Below are 16,280 nucleotides of genomic sequence, written 5' to 3' on the forward strand. Positions count from 1 at the left end.
CGCCGGCTCAGGCCGCGCCGATGTTGGGCACGAAGCCCTGGGCCGGCCTGGCGATCGCGGCCGGATTGGCCTTGACGAAGTCGAGCATGCGGTCGATGCAGCCCAGCGCCTGCGAGCGCACCGGCTCCTCGACATGGATCTCGCCGCTGCCCTTCTCCAGGCAGTCGATCACGCCCTGCAGCGCGTTCATCGCCATCCACGGGCAGTGCGCGCAGCTCTTGCAGGTGGCGCTGTTGCCGGCGGTCGGCGCCTCGATCAGACGCTTGTTCGGCGCGGCCTGCTTCATGCGGTGGAACATGCCGTTGTCGGTGGCGACGATGAACTCGGGCGCGTCCATCTCGATGACCGCCTTGAGCAGCTGCGCGGTCGAGCCGACCACGTCGGCCTGCTCGACGACGCTCTGCGGCGACTCGGGGTGCACGAGCACCTTGGCCAGCGGATGCTCCTGGCGCAGCAGCTCCAGCTCGGTGCCCTTGAACTCGTTGTGCACGATGCAGTCGCCGCTCCACATCAGCATGTCGGCGCCGGTCTGGCGCTGCACATAGCTGCCGAGGTGGCGGTCCGGCGCCCACAGGATCTTCTTGCCCTGCGCATGCAGGTGGCCGACGATGGACAGCGCGCAGGAGCTGGTGACCATCCAGTCGGCGCGGGCCTTCACCGCGGCGCTGGTGTTGGCGTAGACCACCACGGTGCGGTCCGGGTGCGCGTCGCAGAAGGCGGCGAACTGGTCGGCCGGGCAGCCCAGGTCGAGCGAGCAGGTCGCGTCCAGGTCGGGCATCAGCACCCGCTTCTCGGGACTGAGGATCTTGGCGCTCTCGCCCATGAAGCGCACGCCGGCCACGATCAGGGTCTGCGCGGCATGGTCGCGGCCGAAGCGCGCCATCTCGAGCGAGTCGGACACGCAGCCGCCGGTCTCGACCGCCAGGTCCTGCAGATCGCCGTCGACGTAGTAGTGGGCCACCAGCACCGCGCCGCGCTCCTTCAGCAGCGTGCGGGCGCGCTCCTTCAGGTGAGCGCGCTCGTCGCGGGTCAGCGGCTTGGGGGCCTTGGCCCAGGCCAGCGCGGTGCAGCTCTGGCCGCTGGCGTCCTGGCGGGTGTAGTCGAATTGGAGTCCGTTCATGGTCGGTCTGGATCGTCGGTCTGGAGCGCGATCCTAGCCGAGACTCAGCAGCCCTGATGGCGTGCCACCGCCGCCTGCCAGCGCGAGGCCGACAGATCGCCGAACTGGCGGTCGATGCACACCAGCAGCAGCAGGTCGGTGCGCTGCGGCATCGGCAGCATCAGATGGTGATGCTCGGCATCGGACCAGAGCAGCTCCTGCAGCTCCTGCAGCGCAGGCTTGGGCGCGTCCGGCCTCAGACCGGCCTGCCACATCGCGCTGCCCTGACGGGCGGACCGCTCGGCCAGGTCCGCGGCGCGTTCGGTGAGGGCCTGCAGCGACAGCAGTTCGGCCGAGCCGCTCTCCACCAGCGCGGCAGCGACCACGCCCGGGCCCATCGCCGCCAGCTCCAGCAGGCGCTCCACGCGCGAGAAGTCGAGCGATCCGGCCGGATCGCCCTGTTCGTCATGCGGCGCGTCGTGCAGCGGCGGCAGTTCAGGCGTCGCGATCGGTGGGGCGATGGGGGCGGTCTGGACGGGCGTGGCGGGCATGGGAAGGGAAATGGGAATCTCGGTCGTGGCGCGCAGCCGGGCCAGCAGCAGGCGGGTCCAGTCCGGATCGGCGCTGCGGCCGGGGTGCTCGATCACCCGGACATTCAGGCCGCGCGGCCACAGCGCCTGGCGAAGCGGCTCGCCGCGGCCGGGCGGCTCGGTCGGCACCAGCATCTGCAGCACCGGGCCGCGCCAGTGGTCGGGACGCAGGCCTTCGCGGATGCGTCGCACCAGGTCCTTGTCGCGGCGGGAGCCGGCCAGCACCAGCGCGGTGCCGGCGCGCGCCAGCAGATCCAGCGCCAGGCCGAGCGCGCGGGCATCCTCGGGCGAGGCCTCGACCTGCAGCACGCCCAGCCAGGTGCCTTCCGGCGTCGGCAGCACGGTGCCGCGCAGCAGGGCCAGCGGGGTTTCGGGCTGGCTCTCGTGCAGCAGCACCACCTCGGACAGGCGGGTGCCGGCGCCGTGGGCCAGCGCCTCCAGACTGAAGCCCGGCCAGCTGCCGTGCGGATCCCAGGCCACCAGGCAGTCGCCCGGCATCGGGGCCTCGCGTGGGAACAGGCTGTCGAGCGGCGGGGCCTCCGGCTGCGCGGCCCCGGTGCGCAGTTCGCGTCGCACCGACATCACACCAGCACCTGCTGGGCCTCCATGATGCGGTAGCGTGTCATCGCGAGATTGCTGCGCAGCTTGTCGAGCACCGACAGGATGAACAGATCGGGATGGGCGCGCAGCGTGCGCAGGATGTGGTAGCGGCTGCCGGCGGTCACCAGGATCTCCTCGAGCGGATCACCCGGGCGCGAATGGCCGAGCTGCCGCAGCGTGCGCCGGTGCGTCTTCCAGATCTCGGAGGCGGCCAGCGCGGCGCGGTCGATGTCGGGGCCGGGTGCGGGGCAGGCCACCACCGCGCCGGTGGCGCCGTTGACCAGCGCGACGAAGATCAGCCCGTCGAGCACCGTCAGCTCGTCGAGCACCGCGCGGGCGCGCCGGGCGTCGATGCGCGGCTCGATGCCCGACTGCAGGCTCATCGGCGCGCTGACCGGGCCGAAGTCGCTGACCGGCGCGGCCGGCGGTGGCGACAGCGGCGCCAGCGGCGACATCAGCGTGGTCGGTGCCTGGCCGACGAACACCATCGAGGGCGTCGGCGAGGAGACGAGCGGCGCCGGTTCAGGCAGCGGCATCGGGGCGCTGGGGCTGCTCAGCGGCGCCGGTGCGCTGGGCGTGGCCTGCTCGGTGCGCAGCTTCTGCCAGTGCGCGAGCATGCGGTTCCAGACCACGCTGGCGCTGGTGAGCGATTCGCAGATCGCCTCGACCCGCACCTGGTCGGGCCAGTCGAGCTGCTGGATGCGCTGCATCAGCGCGCCCGAGCTGACCGGCAGCATGAACAGCAGATTGCGGCACTGCCAGTGCAGGCTGTGGGTGGCCTGGCGGATGTCCTCGAGCATCGAGGCGATGTCGGCCGGCGCCATCGGGCCGATGATTACCACCGACAGGTCGGAGCGCTCCATCAGCGCGATCTGCACCTCGGCGGCATCGCGGCCCTCGGCCTGGATGTCGGCGTAGTAGATCTTCAGTGTGTCGTCGGTGCGGCGCGGCAGCGTGGTGCGCTCGATGTCGGCCAGCGGCGCCAGGCTGGTCTGGTCGCGCATGTGCAGCCGCTCGATCGGCTGGCCGCTGGCGTCGGCCAGCGCACGGATGACGGCCGCGGCCCACATGTGGGACGGGTCGCAGATGGTGATGAGCTTCTGGCGGACGAAGGTGTCCTTGCGGCTGCCGGCGAAATGGGTGCGCATCGCCTGCGCGGGCGAGCCCTTGACCAGCAGCTCGTCGCGGTGCGGATCGACCGCGGGCGGCTCGGCGGGCATGCAGTCCTGCTCGTCGGCCACATCCATGATGGTCGTCGAGATGAAGTCCGCGTCGTGACGGTCAGGTGCCGGGTCGTCCTTGTGGCGACTGGCGCGACTGACCGCCTCCCGCAGCGGAGTGAGGTCGCCAAAGAGGCTCTTGAGCATGTTCTTCTCGGGGGTCTTCCGGGTGCGATGTCTGTCCGAAGAGGGTTCCGATGGATGATTTCGGCACGGCGCTACTTTAGTGCCTGAAACCTTGCGCTGGCTGATTCCGAGTGAAAGTTCATGCTGCAATCTTTTGTGTTGCGTCGGCCTCTTGACTTCGCGTGATTCGATTGGGAACAAAAAATCACCGGTACCCCGTTCGGGATGGTGTAGGTGGCATGCCCCTTCATGGGGCGGGCCTGCATTCCCGGGCACACTGCGGGCCGTGCCCCGTTTCCTGACCCTGATCCTGCCCCCGTCCATGCGTGACCTGATGCTTTTCCGTCTGCCGCTGCGCGCGCTGCTGTCTGCGCTGCTCGGGTTGGTGCTGCTGCTGCCCGCGCTGGTGCGCGCCGAGGATTTTCTCGAGCCTGATCGCGCCTTCCGTCTCGAGGTCGAGCTGCTCGACGCACGCACGCTGGGGGTGCGCTACACCATCGCGCCCGGCTACTACCTGTACCGCGAACGCCTGGCGCTGCAGTCCGAGCCGGCCGGGCTGGCGCTGGCGGGCGTGCCGCTGCCGCCGGGCGAACGCAAGTACGACGAGACCTTCCAGAAGGAGCTGGAGGTCTACCACGACCGGCTGGCCTTCGGCGTCGATCTGGGGCCGCTGCTGGAGGCGGCGCGCGCCGCACCGGGCGGTCCGGTGCGCATCACGCTCGGCAGCCAGGGCTGCGCCGACAAGGGGCTGTGCTATCCGCCGCGGCGCCAGGTCCTGCAGCTGGAGCTGAAGGACGGCGGTGCGGCCGGTCTGCAGGCGCTGGCGGTGCGGCTGCTGCCGGAGCAGGAGGACGGAACGCTGGTGCCGCTGGAGGACTTGCCGGGCACCGATCGGTCGCAGGGCCTCGGCGGCGTGGGTGGCGCGATCGGCGACCGCTTCGCCGCCGCGCTGGGCTCGGGCAGCCTGCTGACGGTGGCGGCGGTGTTCGCGCTGGCCGGCCTGCTGCTGTCCTTCACGCCCTGCGTGCTGCCGATGGTGCCGATCCTGTCGTCGATCATCGTCGGGCAGGGCGAGCCGGTGTCGCGTGCGCGCGGCCTGGGCCTGTCGCTGGCCTATGCGCTGGGCATGGCGCTGGTCTACACCGCCTTCGGCGTGGCCGCCGGCCTGGCCGGCGAAGGGCTGGCCGCGGCGCTGCAGACGCCCTGGGTGCTGGGCGGCTTCGCGCTGCTGCTGGTGCTGCTGTCGCTGTCGATGTTCGGGCTCTACGAGCTGCAGATGCCGGCGGCGCTGCAGTCGCGTCTCAGCCAGGCCGGCAGCGGCCTGCGTGGCGGGCGCCATGGCGGCGTCTTCCTGCTGGGCGGGCTGTCGGCGCTGATCGTCGGGCCCTGCGTGGCCGCGCCGCTGGCCGGCGCGCTGGTCTACATCAGCCGCACCGGCGATGTGGTCCTGGGCGGTCTGGCGCTGTTCTCGATGGCGATCGGCATGAGCGTGCCGCTGCTGCTGGTGGGCCTGTCGGCCGGATCGCTGCTGCCGAAGGCCGGCGCCTGGATGGCGTCGGTCAAGCATGTCTTCGGCGTGCTGCTGCTGGGCGTGGCGCTGTGGATGGTGCTGCCGCTGCTGCCTGAGGTGATGGCGATGATCGGCTGGGGCGCGCTGGCGCTGGCGCTGGCCGGGGTGCTGTGGCGGGCGGCTCGGCCCGGATCCGGCGGTCTGGCGGTGCGGGCGCTGGCGCTGGTCTGCGCGCTGCTGGCGCTGGCGCAGTGGGGCGGCGCGGCCAGTGGCGGGCGCGATGCGCTGGCGCCGCTGGCGCATCTGGGCGTGAACCTGGGCCTGGGCGGCGTGCCTGCTGGCGAGCCGGTGCATTTCCGCCGGGTGCGCACGCTGGCCGAGCTGGAGACGGCGGTGCGCGAGGCCGGCCGGCCGGTGATGTTCGACTTCTATGCCGACTGGTGCGTGTCCTGCAAGGAAATGGAACGCTACACCTTCACCGACCCGCGGGTGCGCGAGCGCCTGGCCGGCGTGCTGCTGCTGCAGGTGGACGTGACCGCCAACCATCCCGACGACCGCGAGCTGTTGCGCCGCTTCGGCCTGTTCGGGCCGCCGGCCATCCTGTTCTTCGACGCGGCCGGGCGCGAGCAGTCCGAGCGCCGGGTGATCGGCTTCCAGAAGGCCGACGACTTTCTCGCCAGCCTGGAGGCGGCCGGCATCCGTTGACGCCTGCTGACCCGGCGATGGACCCGGCGATTCCGACCTGACGCCGGGCTGACGCTGCGCCAGGGTGCCGTCAGCCCGGCGTGGCATTGTCGCGGGCCTTTTCACCATCCCGGCCTCGAGACTCGAGAGGAGAGCTTCCGTGACGACCGACCTGATCCCGACCTGCGACCTGTGCGACCGCTTCAAGGGCGACACCAGCGGCGACTTCCGCGTGCTGCCGCCGGTGTTCCGCGAGTTCGGCGGCCGTGCCGCATTCAGCGGCACCGCGGTGACCGTCAAGTGCTTCGAGGACAACACCTCGGTCAAGGCGCTGCTGGAGGGGCCGGGCGAGGGCCGGGTGCTGGTGGTCGACGGTGCTGGCTCGCTGCGCCGCGCGCTGGTGGGGGGCAACATTGGCGCGGCGGCGGCGCGCAACGGCTGGGCCGGCGTCATCGTCGACGGCTGCGTGCGCGACGTGGCCGAGCTGGCGGTCTGCGATGTCGGCATTCGCGCGCTGGCGCCGATGCCGCTGCCCACCGAGCGGCGCCAGCCCGGCCTGCTCGACCAGCCGGTGCAGATCCAGGGCGTGACGGTGCGCCCCGGCGACTGGATCTGCGCCGATGCCGACGGCATCGTGGTGATGGGCGCACGTCCCGCCTGAACCGGGTCCGGCACCCGAACCCCGCACCGTACCCGGAGTCCGTGCACCGTGCAGACTGCACGGACCCCTGCTTACAGACAGGGCGAACAGGGCCGAAATAGGGCGCATGACCGAGACCCTGCTGTGCGCCATCGCCAGGCCCGACAGTGCTGCCGACGAGGCGGCGGGCGGGCTGCCGCCGGCGGCGACCGGTTCCGTTCAGATGCTGGCGCTGCCCGCTGCGCCGGTGCTGCTGTCGCAGCTGCGCAGCGAGTCCCCGGCCGCGCTGTCCCGTCTGGCGGCCGCGCTGGACGCCCCGAGCTGCGCACTGCTGATGCAGTGCGCGATCTCGCTGGGCCTGGGGCCGCCGGGCGGGCGCCGTTCCACCTTCGAGGCGGCTGTCGACGCCTTCGGCGTGCGCCGTGCGGTCGATCTGTTCGGCACGCTGGCGCTGGTGGGTCAGATGCGTGCGCTGGCGCAGCAGCGAGACGGCGCGGGAGGCCCTTGCGCGTCCTGGGCCGGCTTCTGGGAGCACAGCCTCAACCGGGCGCGTGTGCTGGCCTGGCTGGCCCGCCGGCATGGCGGCGAAAGCGCCGATCTGGCGCTGGGCTTCGGCCTGCTGTGCGACAGCGCGGTGGCGCTGATGATGCTGGAGCTGCAGTCGCCCAGCTATCGGGTCACGCTGGCCGAGGCCAATCTCGGGCACCGTCCGGTCACCGAGGTCGAGCGCAGCCGCCACGGCATCGACCATGCCGAAGTGGCCGAACGCCTGGCGCTGCACTGGGGGCTGGACGCCGGTCTGGCCGGCGCGGTCGGGCGGCATCATGATGCCCGGGTGCTGACGCCCGAGCCCTCGTCGCCGGAGCAGCCCTCCCGGGTGCGGCTGCTGGTCGCGCTCGGCCTGGTGGCCGACCGCATGACGGTGCGGCCGGCTGCGCGCCATCGCCAGCATGTCGAGTGGCAGCGCGGCGGCGCGATGGCCCTGCATGTGCTGGGCCTGAGCCTGCAGGACTACGACGACTGGCTCGACGAGGTCAGCGTGCAGGCCACCCTGGGCGGGCGCGGCTGACCCAGGTCGGCGCGCTCAGGGCCGCACCACCTCCAGCAGCCGGTCCAGGCCGCCGGATTCGATCGCCACCATCGCACGCTCGCGCACCGCCGGCTTGGCGTGATGCGCCACCGACAGGCCGACCGCGCCCATCATCGGCAGATCGTTGGCGCCGTCGCCCATCGCGATGGCCTGGCGCGGGTCGATGCCGTGCTGCGCGCACAGGGCCAGCACCGTGCGGCGCTTTTCCTCGCCGTCGCAGATGTCGCCCCAGTCCTGGTCGAGCACCCGGCCGGTGAGGCGGCCGTCGGCGTCGACCTCGAGCAGGTTGCTGCGGGTGTGGTCGATCTGCAGCAGATCGCGCAGCCGGTCGGTGAAGAAGGTGAAGCCGCCCGAGACCAGCACGATCTTCAGGCCGGCGGCCTGGCAGGTGCGCACCAGCGTCTCGGCGCCGGGGTTCAGGCGCAGCCGCTCGGTCCAGACCGCCTCCAGCGCCGACACCGGCACGCCGGCCAGCAGCGCCACGCGCCGGCGCAGGCTGTCCTTGAAGTCGGTGATCTCGCCGCGCATCGCCGCGGCGGTGATCGCGGCGACCTCGGCCTTGCGGCCGACCGCGTCGGCGATCTCGTCGATGCACTCGATGTTGATCAGCGTCGAATCCATGTCGAAGGCGATCAGGCGGAAGTCGCTCAGCCGCAGCGGCGGCTCGAAGCCGCGCACCACCAGGCCCGGCGCGATCTCGCGCGAGGCCGGCAGCACCCGCATCGACAGGTCGATCGCGCGCACGTCCTTGGTGAGCCGGCCGATCGAGACGCGGTCGACGCCGGTGGCGGCGATCTCGCGGATGGTCGTCATGTCGACGCCGCCGGAGACCTCCAGCAGCGCGCGGCCCCGGTTCAGCGCCACCGCCGCGCGCATGTCGTCGAAGGAGAAGTCGTCGATCAGCACGCTGGTGGCGCCGGCCTCCAGCGCCTCCTCCAGCTCGGCGAGGTTCTCGACCTCGATCTGGATGCTCACGCCCGAGTCCAGCGCCTGCGCGGCCTGCAGCGCCGCGGTGATGCCGCCGGCCGCGGCGATGTGGTTCTCCTTGATCAGGATGCCGTGCCACAGCGCCATGCGCTGGTTGGCGCCGCCGCCGACGCGCACCGCGTACTTCTGCGCCTGGCGCAGGCCGGGCAGGGTCTTGCGGGTGTCGAGCACCACGCAGCCGTTCGGGTTGGGGCTCAGGCCCTCGATCGCGTCGACATGCTGGCGGGTCACGGTGGCCACCGCCGAGAGCATCTGCAGGAAGTTGAGCGACGAGCGCTCGGCGCTGAGCAGCGCGCGTGCCGGCGCATCGATGCGGCACAGCTCGGTGCCGGCCGTGAAGCGCGCGCCCTCGGCCACCGCCCAGTCGATGCGGATCGAGGCATCGCAGCCGTGCATGCAGCCGTCGAACCAGTCGCGGCCGCACAGCACGCCGTCTTCCTTGGCGACCACGCGGGCCTGCACGCGGCGGTCGGCCGGCACCAGCTCGGCGGTCCAGTCGCAGCGGCCGATGTCCTCTTGCAGCGCGTCGCGGATGTTGCGTGCGCGTGCGGCTTCCAGGGTCTCGTTGTCTTCGAAGTGCATGGCGGGTGGTCGGGGGAGCGGTGAAAACGGGCAGTAGCGGACGGGTCGCGAGCGTAGCAGGTCCGCGGGATGAATCCTGTTTCAGATATTTCAAATTGCCCGGGGCGAAAACGGGGCCTGAATCGAGAAATCACTTTTGGCCGCGGTTTCTGTGTCCGGGTCGGAATACCCCTTAGTACCTTGGGGTGATCTTCCTAAGATCGCCCGATCATGAGTTTCAAGCTGTTCCAGGCCTACATCCTGCTGACCTTCTTCCGGCCGGTGGAGCTGTTCATGCCCGAGCTGGGCGAGCTGCGCCCGATGCTGTGGCTGTGGCTGCTGGCGGTGATCACCTCGGTGGTCGCCGCAGCCGCGAAGAAGGAAGCGGGTGCCCGTCCGATCCACTTCAAGCTGATCTTCGGGCTGTGGGCGCTGATCGGCGTGTCCAAGCTGCTGTCGCCCTGGTCCGGCGGCACGATGGACGCGATCAGCGACTTCAGCACCTCGTCGATGCTGTTCCTGCTGGCGGCGCTGAACCTGACCACGCTGGAGCGGCTGAAGTCGACGATGAACGCGGTGGTGCTGGCGATGCTGCTGAACTGCGTCTTCGGCATCCAGGCCTATCACACCGGCGAGAACATGGACAAGCTGGTGCTGCGCCAGACCGCGCCGGCGCATGACAACGACGATCCGGCGACGATGCCGGACCTGAAGACGGTCATCCCGGCGCTCGACAAGTCGGGCTGGTTCCTGTGGCGACTGAAGAGCGTGGGCTTCCTGGCCGACCCGAACGATTTTGCCCAGGTGCTGGTGATGACGCTGCCGATGCTGTGGGGCGCGGGCTGGCGGCCGGACCGGCGGCTGAACAATCTGGTGCGGGTGATCGCGCCCGGTGCGCTCATGGTCTACGCGATCTTCCTGACCCAGTCGCGTGGTGCGCTGCTCGGGCTGGCCTCGCTGCTGTTCTTTGGCGTGCGCAAGGCGCTGGGCACGACCAGGACGGTGCTGCTGCTGGGCTCGATGGTGTCGGTGCAGCTGCTGGGCAACATGTCGGGCGGGCGGGAGTTCTCCGGCAAGGAGAAGTCGGCCGAGGAGCGCATCGAGTCCTGGGTGATCGGCCTGGATCTGCTCAAGCGCAATCCGCTGTTCGGCGCGGGCTACGGCAACTACCTCGAATACAACTACCTGACGGCGCACAACTCCTTCGTGCTGTGCTTCGCCGAGCTGGGCCTGCTGGGCTACTTCGTCTGGATGGGCCTGATCGTGCTGACCTTCAAGGGTCTGAACCGCACGCTCGATCAGCTGCCGGCGGGCAGTCCGGCCTGGCAGACGGCCTCGCTGCTGCGCTCGTCGATGGTGGGCTATCTGACCTGTGCCTGGTTCCTGTCGCGCACCTACGGGCCGGCACTGTTCTTCCTGCTGGCGCTGTGCATCGGCGCCTGGCACTGCGCAGTGCGCTCGATGCCGACCCATCAGGTGCCTGCGCCGCTGCTCAGCATCGACTGGCGCCGCGACACGCTGCGGCTGATGGGTCTGACGATCTTCGGGGTCATGCTGTTCGTGCGCTCGCACTGATCGGGCGGCATACTCCGGATCCGACATGGATCTGAAACAACTGGACTATTTCGTGCACGTCGCCGAGCTGCGCAGCTTCAGCCGCGCCGCGGTGGTGCTCGGCATCGCGCAGTCGGCGCTGAGCCGGCAGGTGCGCGCGCTCGAGATCGAGCTGCGCGAGACGCTGCTGCTGCGCAACGGCCGTGGCGTGACGCTGACCGAGGCCGGCCAGCGCCTGCTCGAGCACAGCCTGGCCATCCTGCAGCGCGTCGGCGAGGCCCGCGCCGACATGGCCTCCAACCGCGACGAGCCGGTCGGCCGCATCACCATCGGCCTGCCGCCGACCATCGGCCGCCAGCTCACGCTGCCGCTGATCGACGGCTTTCGCCGCCGCATGCCCCGGGCCCGCCTGGCGGTCGTCGAGGGCCTGTCGACCCATATCGTCGAGTGGATCACCTCGGGCCGGGTCGATCTGGGCCTGCTCTACAACCCGGAGGCCCAGCCGGGGCTGGAGTTCGTGCCGCTGCTGGAGGAGCCGCTGTGCCTGGTGCAGCGCGCCGATGCGCCGGCCCCGGCCGGGCGCGGGCCGCTGTCGATGGCCGAGCTGGCCGATGCGAAGCTGGTGCTGCCCGAGCGCGCCCATGTGATCCGGCGCCTGCTCGAGACCCGTGCGATGCATGCCGGGCTGCAGCTCGACATCGCCTGGGAGGTCTCCAGCGTCGCGGCGATCATCGATCTGGTCTGTGCCGACTACGGCCAGGCGGTGCTGACCGCCAGCGCGGTGGCGGCTTCCGGCCGCGCGGACCTGCTGGCGGTGCGGCCGATTCTCGATCCGGGGTTGCGCAGCATCCTGTGCCGGGCGGTGTCGTCACGCCAGCGGCCCACGCCGCTGCTGCGCCAGGCGACCCGGCTGCTGTCGGATCTGGCGCGCGGTCTGCCGCAGGCGGCGGCGGCCAGCTCGCTGCCGGGCTGAGCGCCGGGCCGATTTCTTGCGGAGGTGTCGTCGCGATGATTCCTGCCCCGATCCCGACCGACGAGGAGCAGCGCCTGCAGGCGCTGGCGCGCTGCGCCATTCTCGACACCGCCGCCGAGCCGCTCTATGACGAGCTGACCGCGCTGGCCGCCCGGCTGTGCGCCGCGCCGGTGGCGGCGATCACGCTGGTCGACCGGCATCGGCAGTGGTTCAAGTCGCGCATCAATGTGCCGGTCAGCGAGACGCCGCGGGCGATCTCGGCCTGCGCGCACACCCTGCTGGGGGACGGGCCGCTGGTCTGCGAGGATGCCTTCCAGGACGCGCGCTTCCACGGCAACCCGCTGGTGGCCGCCGACCGCAACCGCTTCTACGCCGGGGTGCCGCTGCGTCTGGCCAGCGGCGAGCGGCTCGGTGCGCTGTGCGTGCTTGATCACCGGCCGCGCCGGCTCGAGCCTGAGCAGCTGGAGATGCTCGAGCTGCTGGGCCGGCATGTCTCGCGCCTGCTCGATGAGCGCATCACCGCTGCCCAGCAGGTCGAGGCGCTGAAGGACAGCGACCGCATGGTCGAGCTGCATGCCGGCATGGCCGACGAGTCGCGCGGCCTGCTGGTCGCGGCCGAGCAGGCGCGGCTGGCGCTGGTCGAGCTGCTGGAGTCGCAGCTCCGCCTCGAGCAGGAGCTGCGCGAGAGCGAGCAGCATTTCCGCACCCTCGCCGACCAGGGCTCGGCGCTGATCTGGACCTCCGGCCTGGACATGGGCTGCGACTACTTCAACCAGCCCTGGCTGAACTTCACCGGCCGCACCCTGGCCCAGGAGCTGGGCAGCGGCTGGACCGAGGGCGTTCATCTGGAGGACATCGAGCGCTGCCTGCTGACCTACAAGGCGGCATTCGTCGCGCGGCGCAGCTTCAGCATGGAGTACCGGCTGCGCGCCGCCGACGGTCGCCACCGCTGGATCCGCGACGACGGCTCGCCTCGGCATGACAGCCAGGGCCGCTTTCTCGGCTTCATCGGCTACTGCTACGACATCACCGAGGCGAAGGAGCTCGAGTTCCAGATGCGGCGCTTCCATGCCGAGCTGGAGCAGCGGGTGGCCGAGCGCACCGCCGATCTGGCCACCGCCAACCGCGAGCTGGCCACCTTCACCTACACCGTTTCGCATGACCTGAAGGCGCCGCTGCGCGGCATCGACGGCTACAGCCGCATGCTGCAGCTGGTGCATGGCGATCTGCTCGACGACGGCGCGCGCGATCTGGTGGCGCGCATCCGCCACGGCGTCGGCCAGATGAACCAGCTGATCCACGACCTGCTGGCCTACTGCCATCTCGAGCAGCGTCAGGTGCGCTGCACCCGGGTCGATCTGGTCGACTTGGCGCGGCGGGCGATCGAGGCGCGCCGTGCCGACGATCCCGGCCTGGGCTCGGGGCCGGGTCTCGAGCGGGTGCTGCAGCTCGAGGCGCCGGACACGCCGGTCATGGCCTGTGCCGATGCCGACGGCCTGGCGATGGTGCTGCGCAACCTGATCGACAACGCGCTGAAGTTCAGCGCCCGCAGCCAGCCGCCGTGCGTGCGGCTGCGTGTCAGCCACGGCGAGGATGGCTGCGCTATGCTTTCTGTCCACGACAACGGCATCGGCTTCGACATGCAGTATCACGACCGGATCTTCGAGATCTTCCAGCGGCTGGAGCGCGCGGAGGCCTATCCCGGCACCGGCATCGGTCTGGCGATCGTGCGCAAGGCGATGCAGCGCATGGGCGGCCGGGTCTGGGCTCAGGGCGAGCCGGGCCGTGGTGCCGTCTTCCATCTGGAGATGCCGCAATGATCTCGAGCGAGCCGGTGCGCCGCGCCATCCTGCTGGTCGAGGACAACCCGATCGATCTGGACCTGACCCGGCGCGCCTTCGCGCGCAGCCAGCTGGTCAATCCGCTCGAGGTTGCCCGTGACGGTGCCGAGGCGCTGGCCTGGCTGGCGCGCTGGGAGGCCGGCGAGCCGCTGCCGCTGGTGGTGCTGCTCGATCTGAAGCTGCCCAAGGTCGACGGTCTGGAGGTGCTGCGCCGCTATCGCGAGCATGCCCTGGCACGCACCGTGCCGATCGTGGTGCTGACCTCCTCGGCCGAGGACTGCGACATCGCGCAGGCCTATGGCGACGGGGCCAATTCCTACATCGTCAAGCCGGTCGACTTCGACAAGTTCCTCGAGGTCACCTCGCAGATCAAGCTCTACTGGTGCCTGCTGAACCAGCCGCCGTCGGCTCATCCGCCCGTCGTGCAGGGCATTTGATTTCAGGAGACTGGCCTTGACCTCTGCCGCGCCTCTTGCGCACTCGCCCTTTCTGGCCGCTGGCCCGCTGCGCCGCCTCGGTCCGGCCGAGGTCGCGCCGATCGGGCTGGGCTGCATGAATCTCAGCCATGCCTATGGCGATCCACCCGGGCAACGTGGCCGGCGCGCGCTACAACGGTGCCACCCAGACCGAGATCGACACGGAAGAGTTTCCGGCCTGAAACCACAGCGCTGAAACGACAGAGGCGGCCCGCAGGCCGCCTCTTGCTGCGCCCGGGCCAGGCACGGCCCCGGGGCGACGATCACATCGACAGCTTGACCTGGTAGCCCGGCGCGTTCTTCGGGTGGCTCTGGTTGGTGAAGACCGAGCGGTCGTTCTTCAGCATGATGACCTCGAAGAAGGGGCGGAAGCGCTCCTCGGTGATGCCGAAGGCCTGCAGGAACTTGCCGAACATCTGCTGCTCTTCCGGCTCGGGCTGGCCGTCGGCCAGCGAGGAGTCGATCAGGTTGACCATGATGCACATCTTCTGCGCGTCGGTCAGCAGCGGGGCGGCCTCGGCCAGGAAGGTGTCGAGCGAGTTCTTGCGGCGGTACTTCAGCGCCGAGTCCAGCAGGGCCTGGTTCTGCGCGCCCACGCCGATCGTGCCGCGTCCGTCGTCCTTGCCGCCGAGCACCGACAGCAGATGGCCCACTTCCTCGCTGTCCATCTCGCCATCGGCGCTCATCATGTAGATCAGCGAGGTGGTGAAGGCGAGGTGCGGCGTCATCTTGTCGCCGGAATCGCTCTTGAACATGTCGAACAGACCCATTGTGCTGGCTCCTGTGGAATGCAGTGGTTTTCGGAAATTGTCGGAAGCGGAGAAAAGTCGTGAAGCTTGTCCAGCCTGCCCGAGGCCGGTCCGCGAGCTTCTCCCCGCGCCATCAGATGGCCCCGTCGGCCTGAAGTTCCAGAGGGGGATGCGATTTTTTTGCAGCGCGGGCCCGTCGCCTGCGTGACGCCGCCCCTGCAGGGCCGGTGCTTCAATCGGATCCGTCCATCCCGCCAGGAACCCAGCCGAGGATCTGTTGCCATGTCCCTGATCGCCCCCACCGAGCGCGGCCGCGAGCTGCTCGAGCGCCTGCAGGCCTTCTTCGATCGTCACATCTTCCCGAACGAGGCCCTCCACGAGCAGCAGATGCATGCGCTGCGGGCCGCGGGCAATCCGTGGCAGCCGGTGCCGCTGGTGGAGGCCCTCAAGCCGCTGGCCCGCGAGGCCGGCCTGTGGAACCTGTTCCTGCCGCATGCGCACAAGGGCGAGGGCGGGGTGTCCAACTTCGACTACGCGCCGCTGTGCGAGCTGATGGGCCGGGTGATCTGGTCCGGCGAGGTCTTCAACTGCTCGGCGCCCGACACCGGCAACATGGAGACGCTCGAGCGCTACGGCACCGAGGCCCAGAAGGCACGCTGGCTCGAGCCGCTGCTCGACGGCCGGATCCGCTCGGCCTTCCTGATGACCGAGCCGGCGGTGGCCTCGTCGGATGCGACCAACATCGAGTGCTCGATCCGGCGCGACGGCGACGACTATGTCATCAATGGCCGCAAATGGTTCTCGTCCGGGGCCGGCCACCCGAAATGCGAGATCTTCATCGTGATGGGCAAGACCGATCCCGAGGCGGCGCGCCATCTGCAGCAGTCGATGATCCTGGTGCCGCGCGACACGCCGGGCGTGACGGTGCTGCGCCCCTTGAGCGTCTTCGGCTACGACGACGCGCCGCACGGCCACATGGAGGTGCTGCTGGAGAATGTGCGGGTGCCGGCCGCCAACATCCTGCTCGGCGAGGGACGCGGCTTCGAGATCGCGCAGGGGCGGCTGGGCCCGGGACGCATTCACCACTGCATGCGCTCGATCGGCGCGGCCGAGCGTGCGCTGGAGCTGATGATCGACCGCCTGAGCGCCCGCGTCGCCTTCGGGCAGCCGCTGTCGGCGCAGTCGATCTGGCATGAGCGCATCGCCGAGTCGCGCTGCATGATCGATCAGGCCCGGCTTCTGACGATGAATGCCGCGAAGATGATGGACACCGTCGGCAACAAGGGCGCGCGGGCCGAGATCGCGATGATCAAGGTGGTGGCGCCCAAGGTGTCCTGCCAGGTGGTCGACTGGGCGATCCAGGCCCATGGTGCGGCGGGGCTCAGCCAGGACAGCTGGCTGTCGGAGATGTATGCGCACCAGCGCACCGTGCGGCTGGTCGACGGGCCGGACGAGGTGCATCGCAATGCCATCGCCAAGCTCGAGATCGGCCGGCGCACCGGGCGCGGCCGCACGGCCGGCTGAGGTGCGGCGCCTCGGGCGCCTGCACGCCAGCGTGGATGCGGCGACAATGCCGCTCC

At 70.4% G+C, this 16,280-nt stretch carries 13 protein-coding genes and 2 pseudogenes; 9 read left to right on the top strand and 6 right to left on the bottom strand.

Annotated features, from left to right (window positions below):
- Nucleotides 1–7 precede the first annotated feature (7 nt).
- The 3 genes from nadA to HZU84_RS06100 are packed head-to-tail and all read right to left on the bottom strand — an operon-like array spanning nucleotide 8 to nucleotide 3,656.
- Nucleotides 8–1,120: a quinolinate synthase NadA gene (gene nadA / locus HZU84_RS06090; protein WP_149503511.1), complete on the bottom strand. Its 1,113-nt coding sequence runs from the start codon at nucleotides 1,118–1,120 to the stop codon at nucleotides 8–10.
- Between the two features lie 44 nt (nucleotides 1,121–1,164).
- Nucleotides 1,165–2,271, bottom strand: coding sequence for a hypothetical protein (locus tag HZU84_RS06095; RefSeq protein WP_149503512.1), 1,107 nt, complete (start codon nucleotides 2,269–2,271; stop codon nucleotides 1,165–1,167).
- Entirely contained in the window at nucleotides 2,271–3,656 is a 1,386-nt protein-coding gene (locus HZU84_RS06100; protein ID WP_149503513.1) for a roadblock/LC7 domain-containing protein, read from the bottom strand. Before HZU84_RS06100 ends, HZU84_RS06095 begins: the two co-directional genes overlap by 1 nt.
- A gap of 301 nt (nucleotides 3,657–3,957) precedes the next feature.
- On the opposite strand from HZU84_RS06100, the gene dsbD reads away from it, so the two are divergent.
- The 3 genes from dsbD to HZU84_RS06115 all read left to right on the top strand — a co-directional run bounded on the left by dsbD (nucleotide 3,958) and on the right by HZU84_RS06115 (nucleotide 7,538).
- Nucleotides 3,958–5,850 (top strand): protein-disulfide reductase DsbD, encoded by a 1,893-nt coding sequence (gene dsbD / locus HZU84_RS06105; protein ID WP_244954479.1) that lies wholly within the window; start codon nucleotides 3,958–3,960, stop codon nucleotides 5,848–5,850.
- A gap of 139 nt (nucleotides 5,851–5,989) precedes the next feature.
- Nucleotides 5,990–6,490, top strand: coding sequence for a ribonuclease E activity regulator RraA (gene rraA / locus HZU84_RS06110; RefSeq protein ID WP_149503514.1), 501 nt, complete (start codon nucleotides 5,990–5,992; stop codon nucleotides 6,488–6,490).
- Nucleotides 6,491–6,596: 106 nt separating this feature from the next.
- Nucleotides 6,597–7,538 carry an HDOD domain-containing protein gene (locus tag HZU84_RS06115; protein ID WP_149503515.1) on the top strand — a complete coding sequence of 314 codons (942 nt, stop codon included), beginning with the start codon at nucleotides 6,597–6,599 and terminating at the stop codon, nucleotides 7,536–7,538.
- Nucleotides 7,539–7,553: 15 nt separating this feature from the next.
- On the opposite strand, the gene serB is transcribed toward HZU84_RS06115, so the two are convergent.
- Entirely contained in the window at nucleotides 7,554–8,282 is a 729-nt protein-coding gene (serB, locus tag HZU84_RS06120) for a phosphoserine phosphatase SerB (protein WP_180692823.1), read from the bottom strand.
- Nucleotides 8,271–9,128: pseudogene (gene nadC, locus HZU84_RS06125) on the bottom strand (carboxylating nicotinate-nucleotide diphosphorylase); the annotation flags it as partial. The pseudogene nadC and the gene serB, both read right to left, overlap by 12 nt.
- Nucleotides 9,129–9,338: 210 nt before the next feature.
- On the opposite strand from nadC, the gene HZU84_RS06130 reads away from it, so the two are divergent.
- From HZU84_RS06130 to HZU84_RS21095, 5 genes and pseudogenes are all read left to right on the top strand, one after another.
- Nucleotides 9,339–10,682 carry an O-antigen ligase family protein gene (locus HZU84_RS06130; protein ID WP_149503517.1) on the top strand — a complete coding sequence of 448 codons (1,344 nt, stop codon included), beginning with the start codon at nucleotides 9,339–9,341 and terminating at the stop codon, nucleotides 10,680–10,682.
- A 25-nt stretch (nucleotides 10,683–10,707) separates the two neighbouring features.
- Nucleotides 10,708–11,634: a LysR family transcriptional regulator gene (locus HZU84_RS06135; RefSeq protein WP_149503518.1), complete on the top strand. Its 927-nt coding sequence runs from the start codon at nucleotides 10,708–10,710 to the stop codon at nucleotides 11,632–11,634.
- 35 nt (nucleotides 11,635–11,669) lie between these two features.
- Nucleotides 11,670–13,454 carry a sensor histidine kinase gene (locus HZU84_RS06140; protein ID WP_149503519.1) on the top strand — a complete coding sequence of 595 codons (1,785 nt, stop codon included), beginning with the start codon at nucleotides 11,670–11,672 and terminating at the stop codon, nucleotides 13,452–13,454.
- The gene (locus HZU84_RS06145) at nucleotides 13,451–13,912 is read left to right on the top strand and encodes a response regulator (protein WP_149503520.1); all 462 of its coding nucleotides are present in this window, start codon (nucleotides 13,451–13,453) and stop codon (nucleotides 13,910–13,912) included. Before HZU84_RS06140 ends, HZU84_RS06145 begins: the two co-directional genes overlap by 4 nt.
- A gap of 67 nt (nucleotides 13,913–13,979) precedes the next feature.
- Nucleotides 13,980–14,084 (top strand): annotated as a pseudogene (locus HZU84_RS21095) (aldo/keto reductase); the annotation flags it as partial.
- Nucleotides 14,085–14,214: 130 nt separating this feature from the next.
- Here HZU84_RS21095 and HZU84_RS06150 read toward each other — a convergent pair.
- Nucleotides 14,215–14,721 carry a tellurite resistance TerB family protein gene (locus HZU84_RS06150; RefSeq protein ID WP_149503522.1) on the bottom strand — a complete coding sequence of 169 codons (507 nt, stop codon included), beginning with the start codon at nucleotides 14,719–14,721 and terminating at the stop codon, nucleotides 14,215–14,217.
- Between the two features lie 261 nt (nucleotides 14,722–14,982).
- Between HZU84_RS06150 and HZU84_RS06155 the strand changes: the two genes are divergently transcribed.
- Nucleotides 14,983–16,224: an acyl-CoA dehydrogenase family protein gene (locus HZU84_RS06155; RefSeq protein WP_149503523.1), complete on the top strand. Its 1,242-nt coding sequence runs from the start codon at nucleotides 14,983–14,985 to the stop codon at nucleotides 16,222–16,224.
- Nucleotides 16,225–16,280 lie beyond the last annotated feature (56 nt).

Origin of the sequence: Sphaerotilus sulfidivorans, assembly GCF_013426975.1 — a bacterium.
GTDB lineage: Bacteria > Pseudomonadota > Gammaproteobacteria > Burkholderiales > Burkholderiaceae_C > Sphaerotilus > Sphaerotilus sulfidivorans.

What these genes read in the sequence shown, in the direction of transcription:
- nadA (WP_149503511.1), bottom strand. Translation starts at nt 1,120, where the DNA reads ATGAACGGACTCCAATTCGACTACACCCGCCAGGACGCCAGCGGCCAG.
- HZU84_RS06140 (WP_149503519.1), top strand. Translation starts at nt 11,670, where the DNA reads ATGATTCCTGCCCCGATCCCGACCGACGAGGAGCAGCGCCTGCAGGCG.
- HZU84_RS06135 (WP_149503518.1), top strand. Translation starts at nt 10,708, where the DNA reads ATGGATCTGAAACAACTGGACTATTTCGTGCACGTCGCCGAGCTGCGC.
- serB (WP_180692823.1), bottom strand. Translation starts at nt 8,282, where the DNA reads ATGCGGGTGCTGCCGGCCTCGCGCGAGATCGCGCCGGGCCTGGTGGTG.
- HZU84_RS06155 (WP_149503523.1), top strand. Translation starts at nt 14,983, where the DNA reads ATGTCCCTGATCGCCCCCACCGAGCGCGGCCGCGAGCTGCTCGAGCGC.
- HZU84_RS06130 (WP_149503517.1), top strand. Translation starts at nt 9,339, where the DNA reads ATGAGTTTCAAGCTGTTCCAGGCCTACATCCTGCTGACCTTCTTCCGG.
- HZU84_RS06145 (WP_149503520.1), top strand. Translation starts at nt 13,451, where the DNA reads ATGATCTCGAGCGAGCCGGTGCGCCGCGCCATCCTGCTGGTCGAGGAC.
- HZU84_RS06095 (WP_149503512.1), bottom strand. Translation starts at nt 2,271, where the DNA reads ATGTCGGTGCGACGCGAACTGCGCACCGGGGCCGCGCAGCCGGAGGCC.
- HZU84_RS06115 (WP_149503515.1), top strand. Translation starts at nt 6,597, where the DNA reads ATGACCGAGACCCTGCTGTGCGCCATCGCCAGGCCCGACAGTGCTGCC.
- HZU84_RS06100 (WP_149503513.1), bottom strand. Translation starts at nt 3,656, where the DNA reads ATGCTCAAGAGCCTCTTTGGCGACCTCACTCCGCTGCGGGAGGCGGTC.
- HZU84_RS06150 (WP_149503522.1), bottom strand. Translation starts at nt 14,721, where the DNA reads ATGGGTCTGTTCGACATGTTCAAGAGCGATTCCGGCGACAAGATGACG.
- dsbD (WP_244954479.1), top strand. Translation starts at nt 3,958, where the DNA reads ATGCGTGACCTGATGCTTTTCCGTCTGCCGCTGCGCGCGCTGCTGTCT.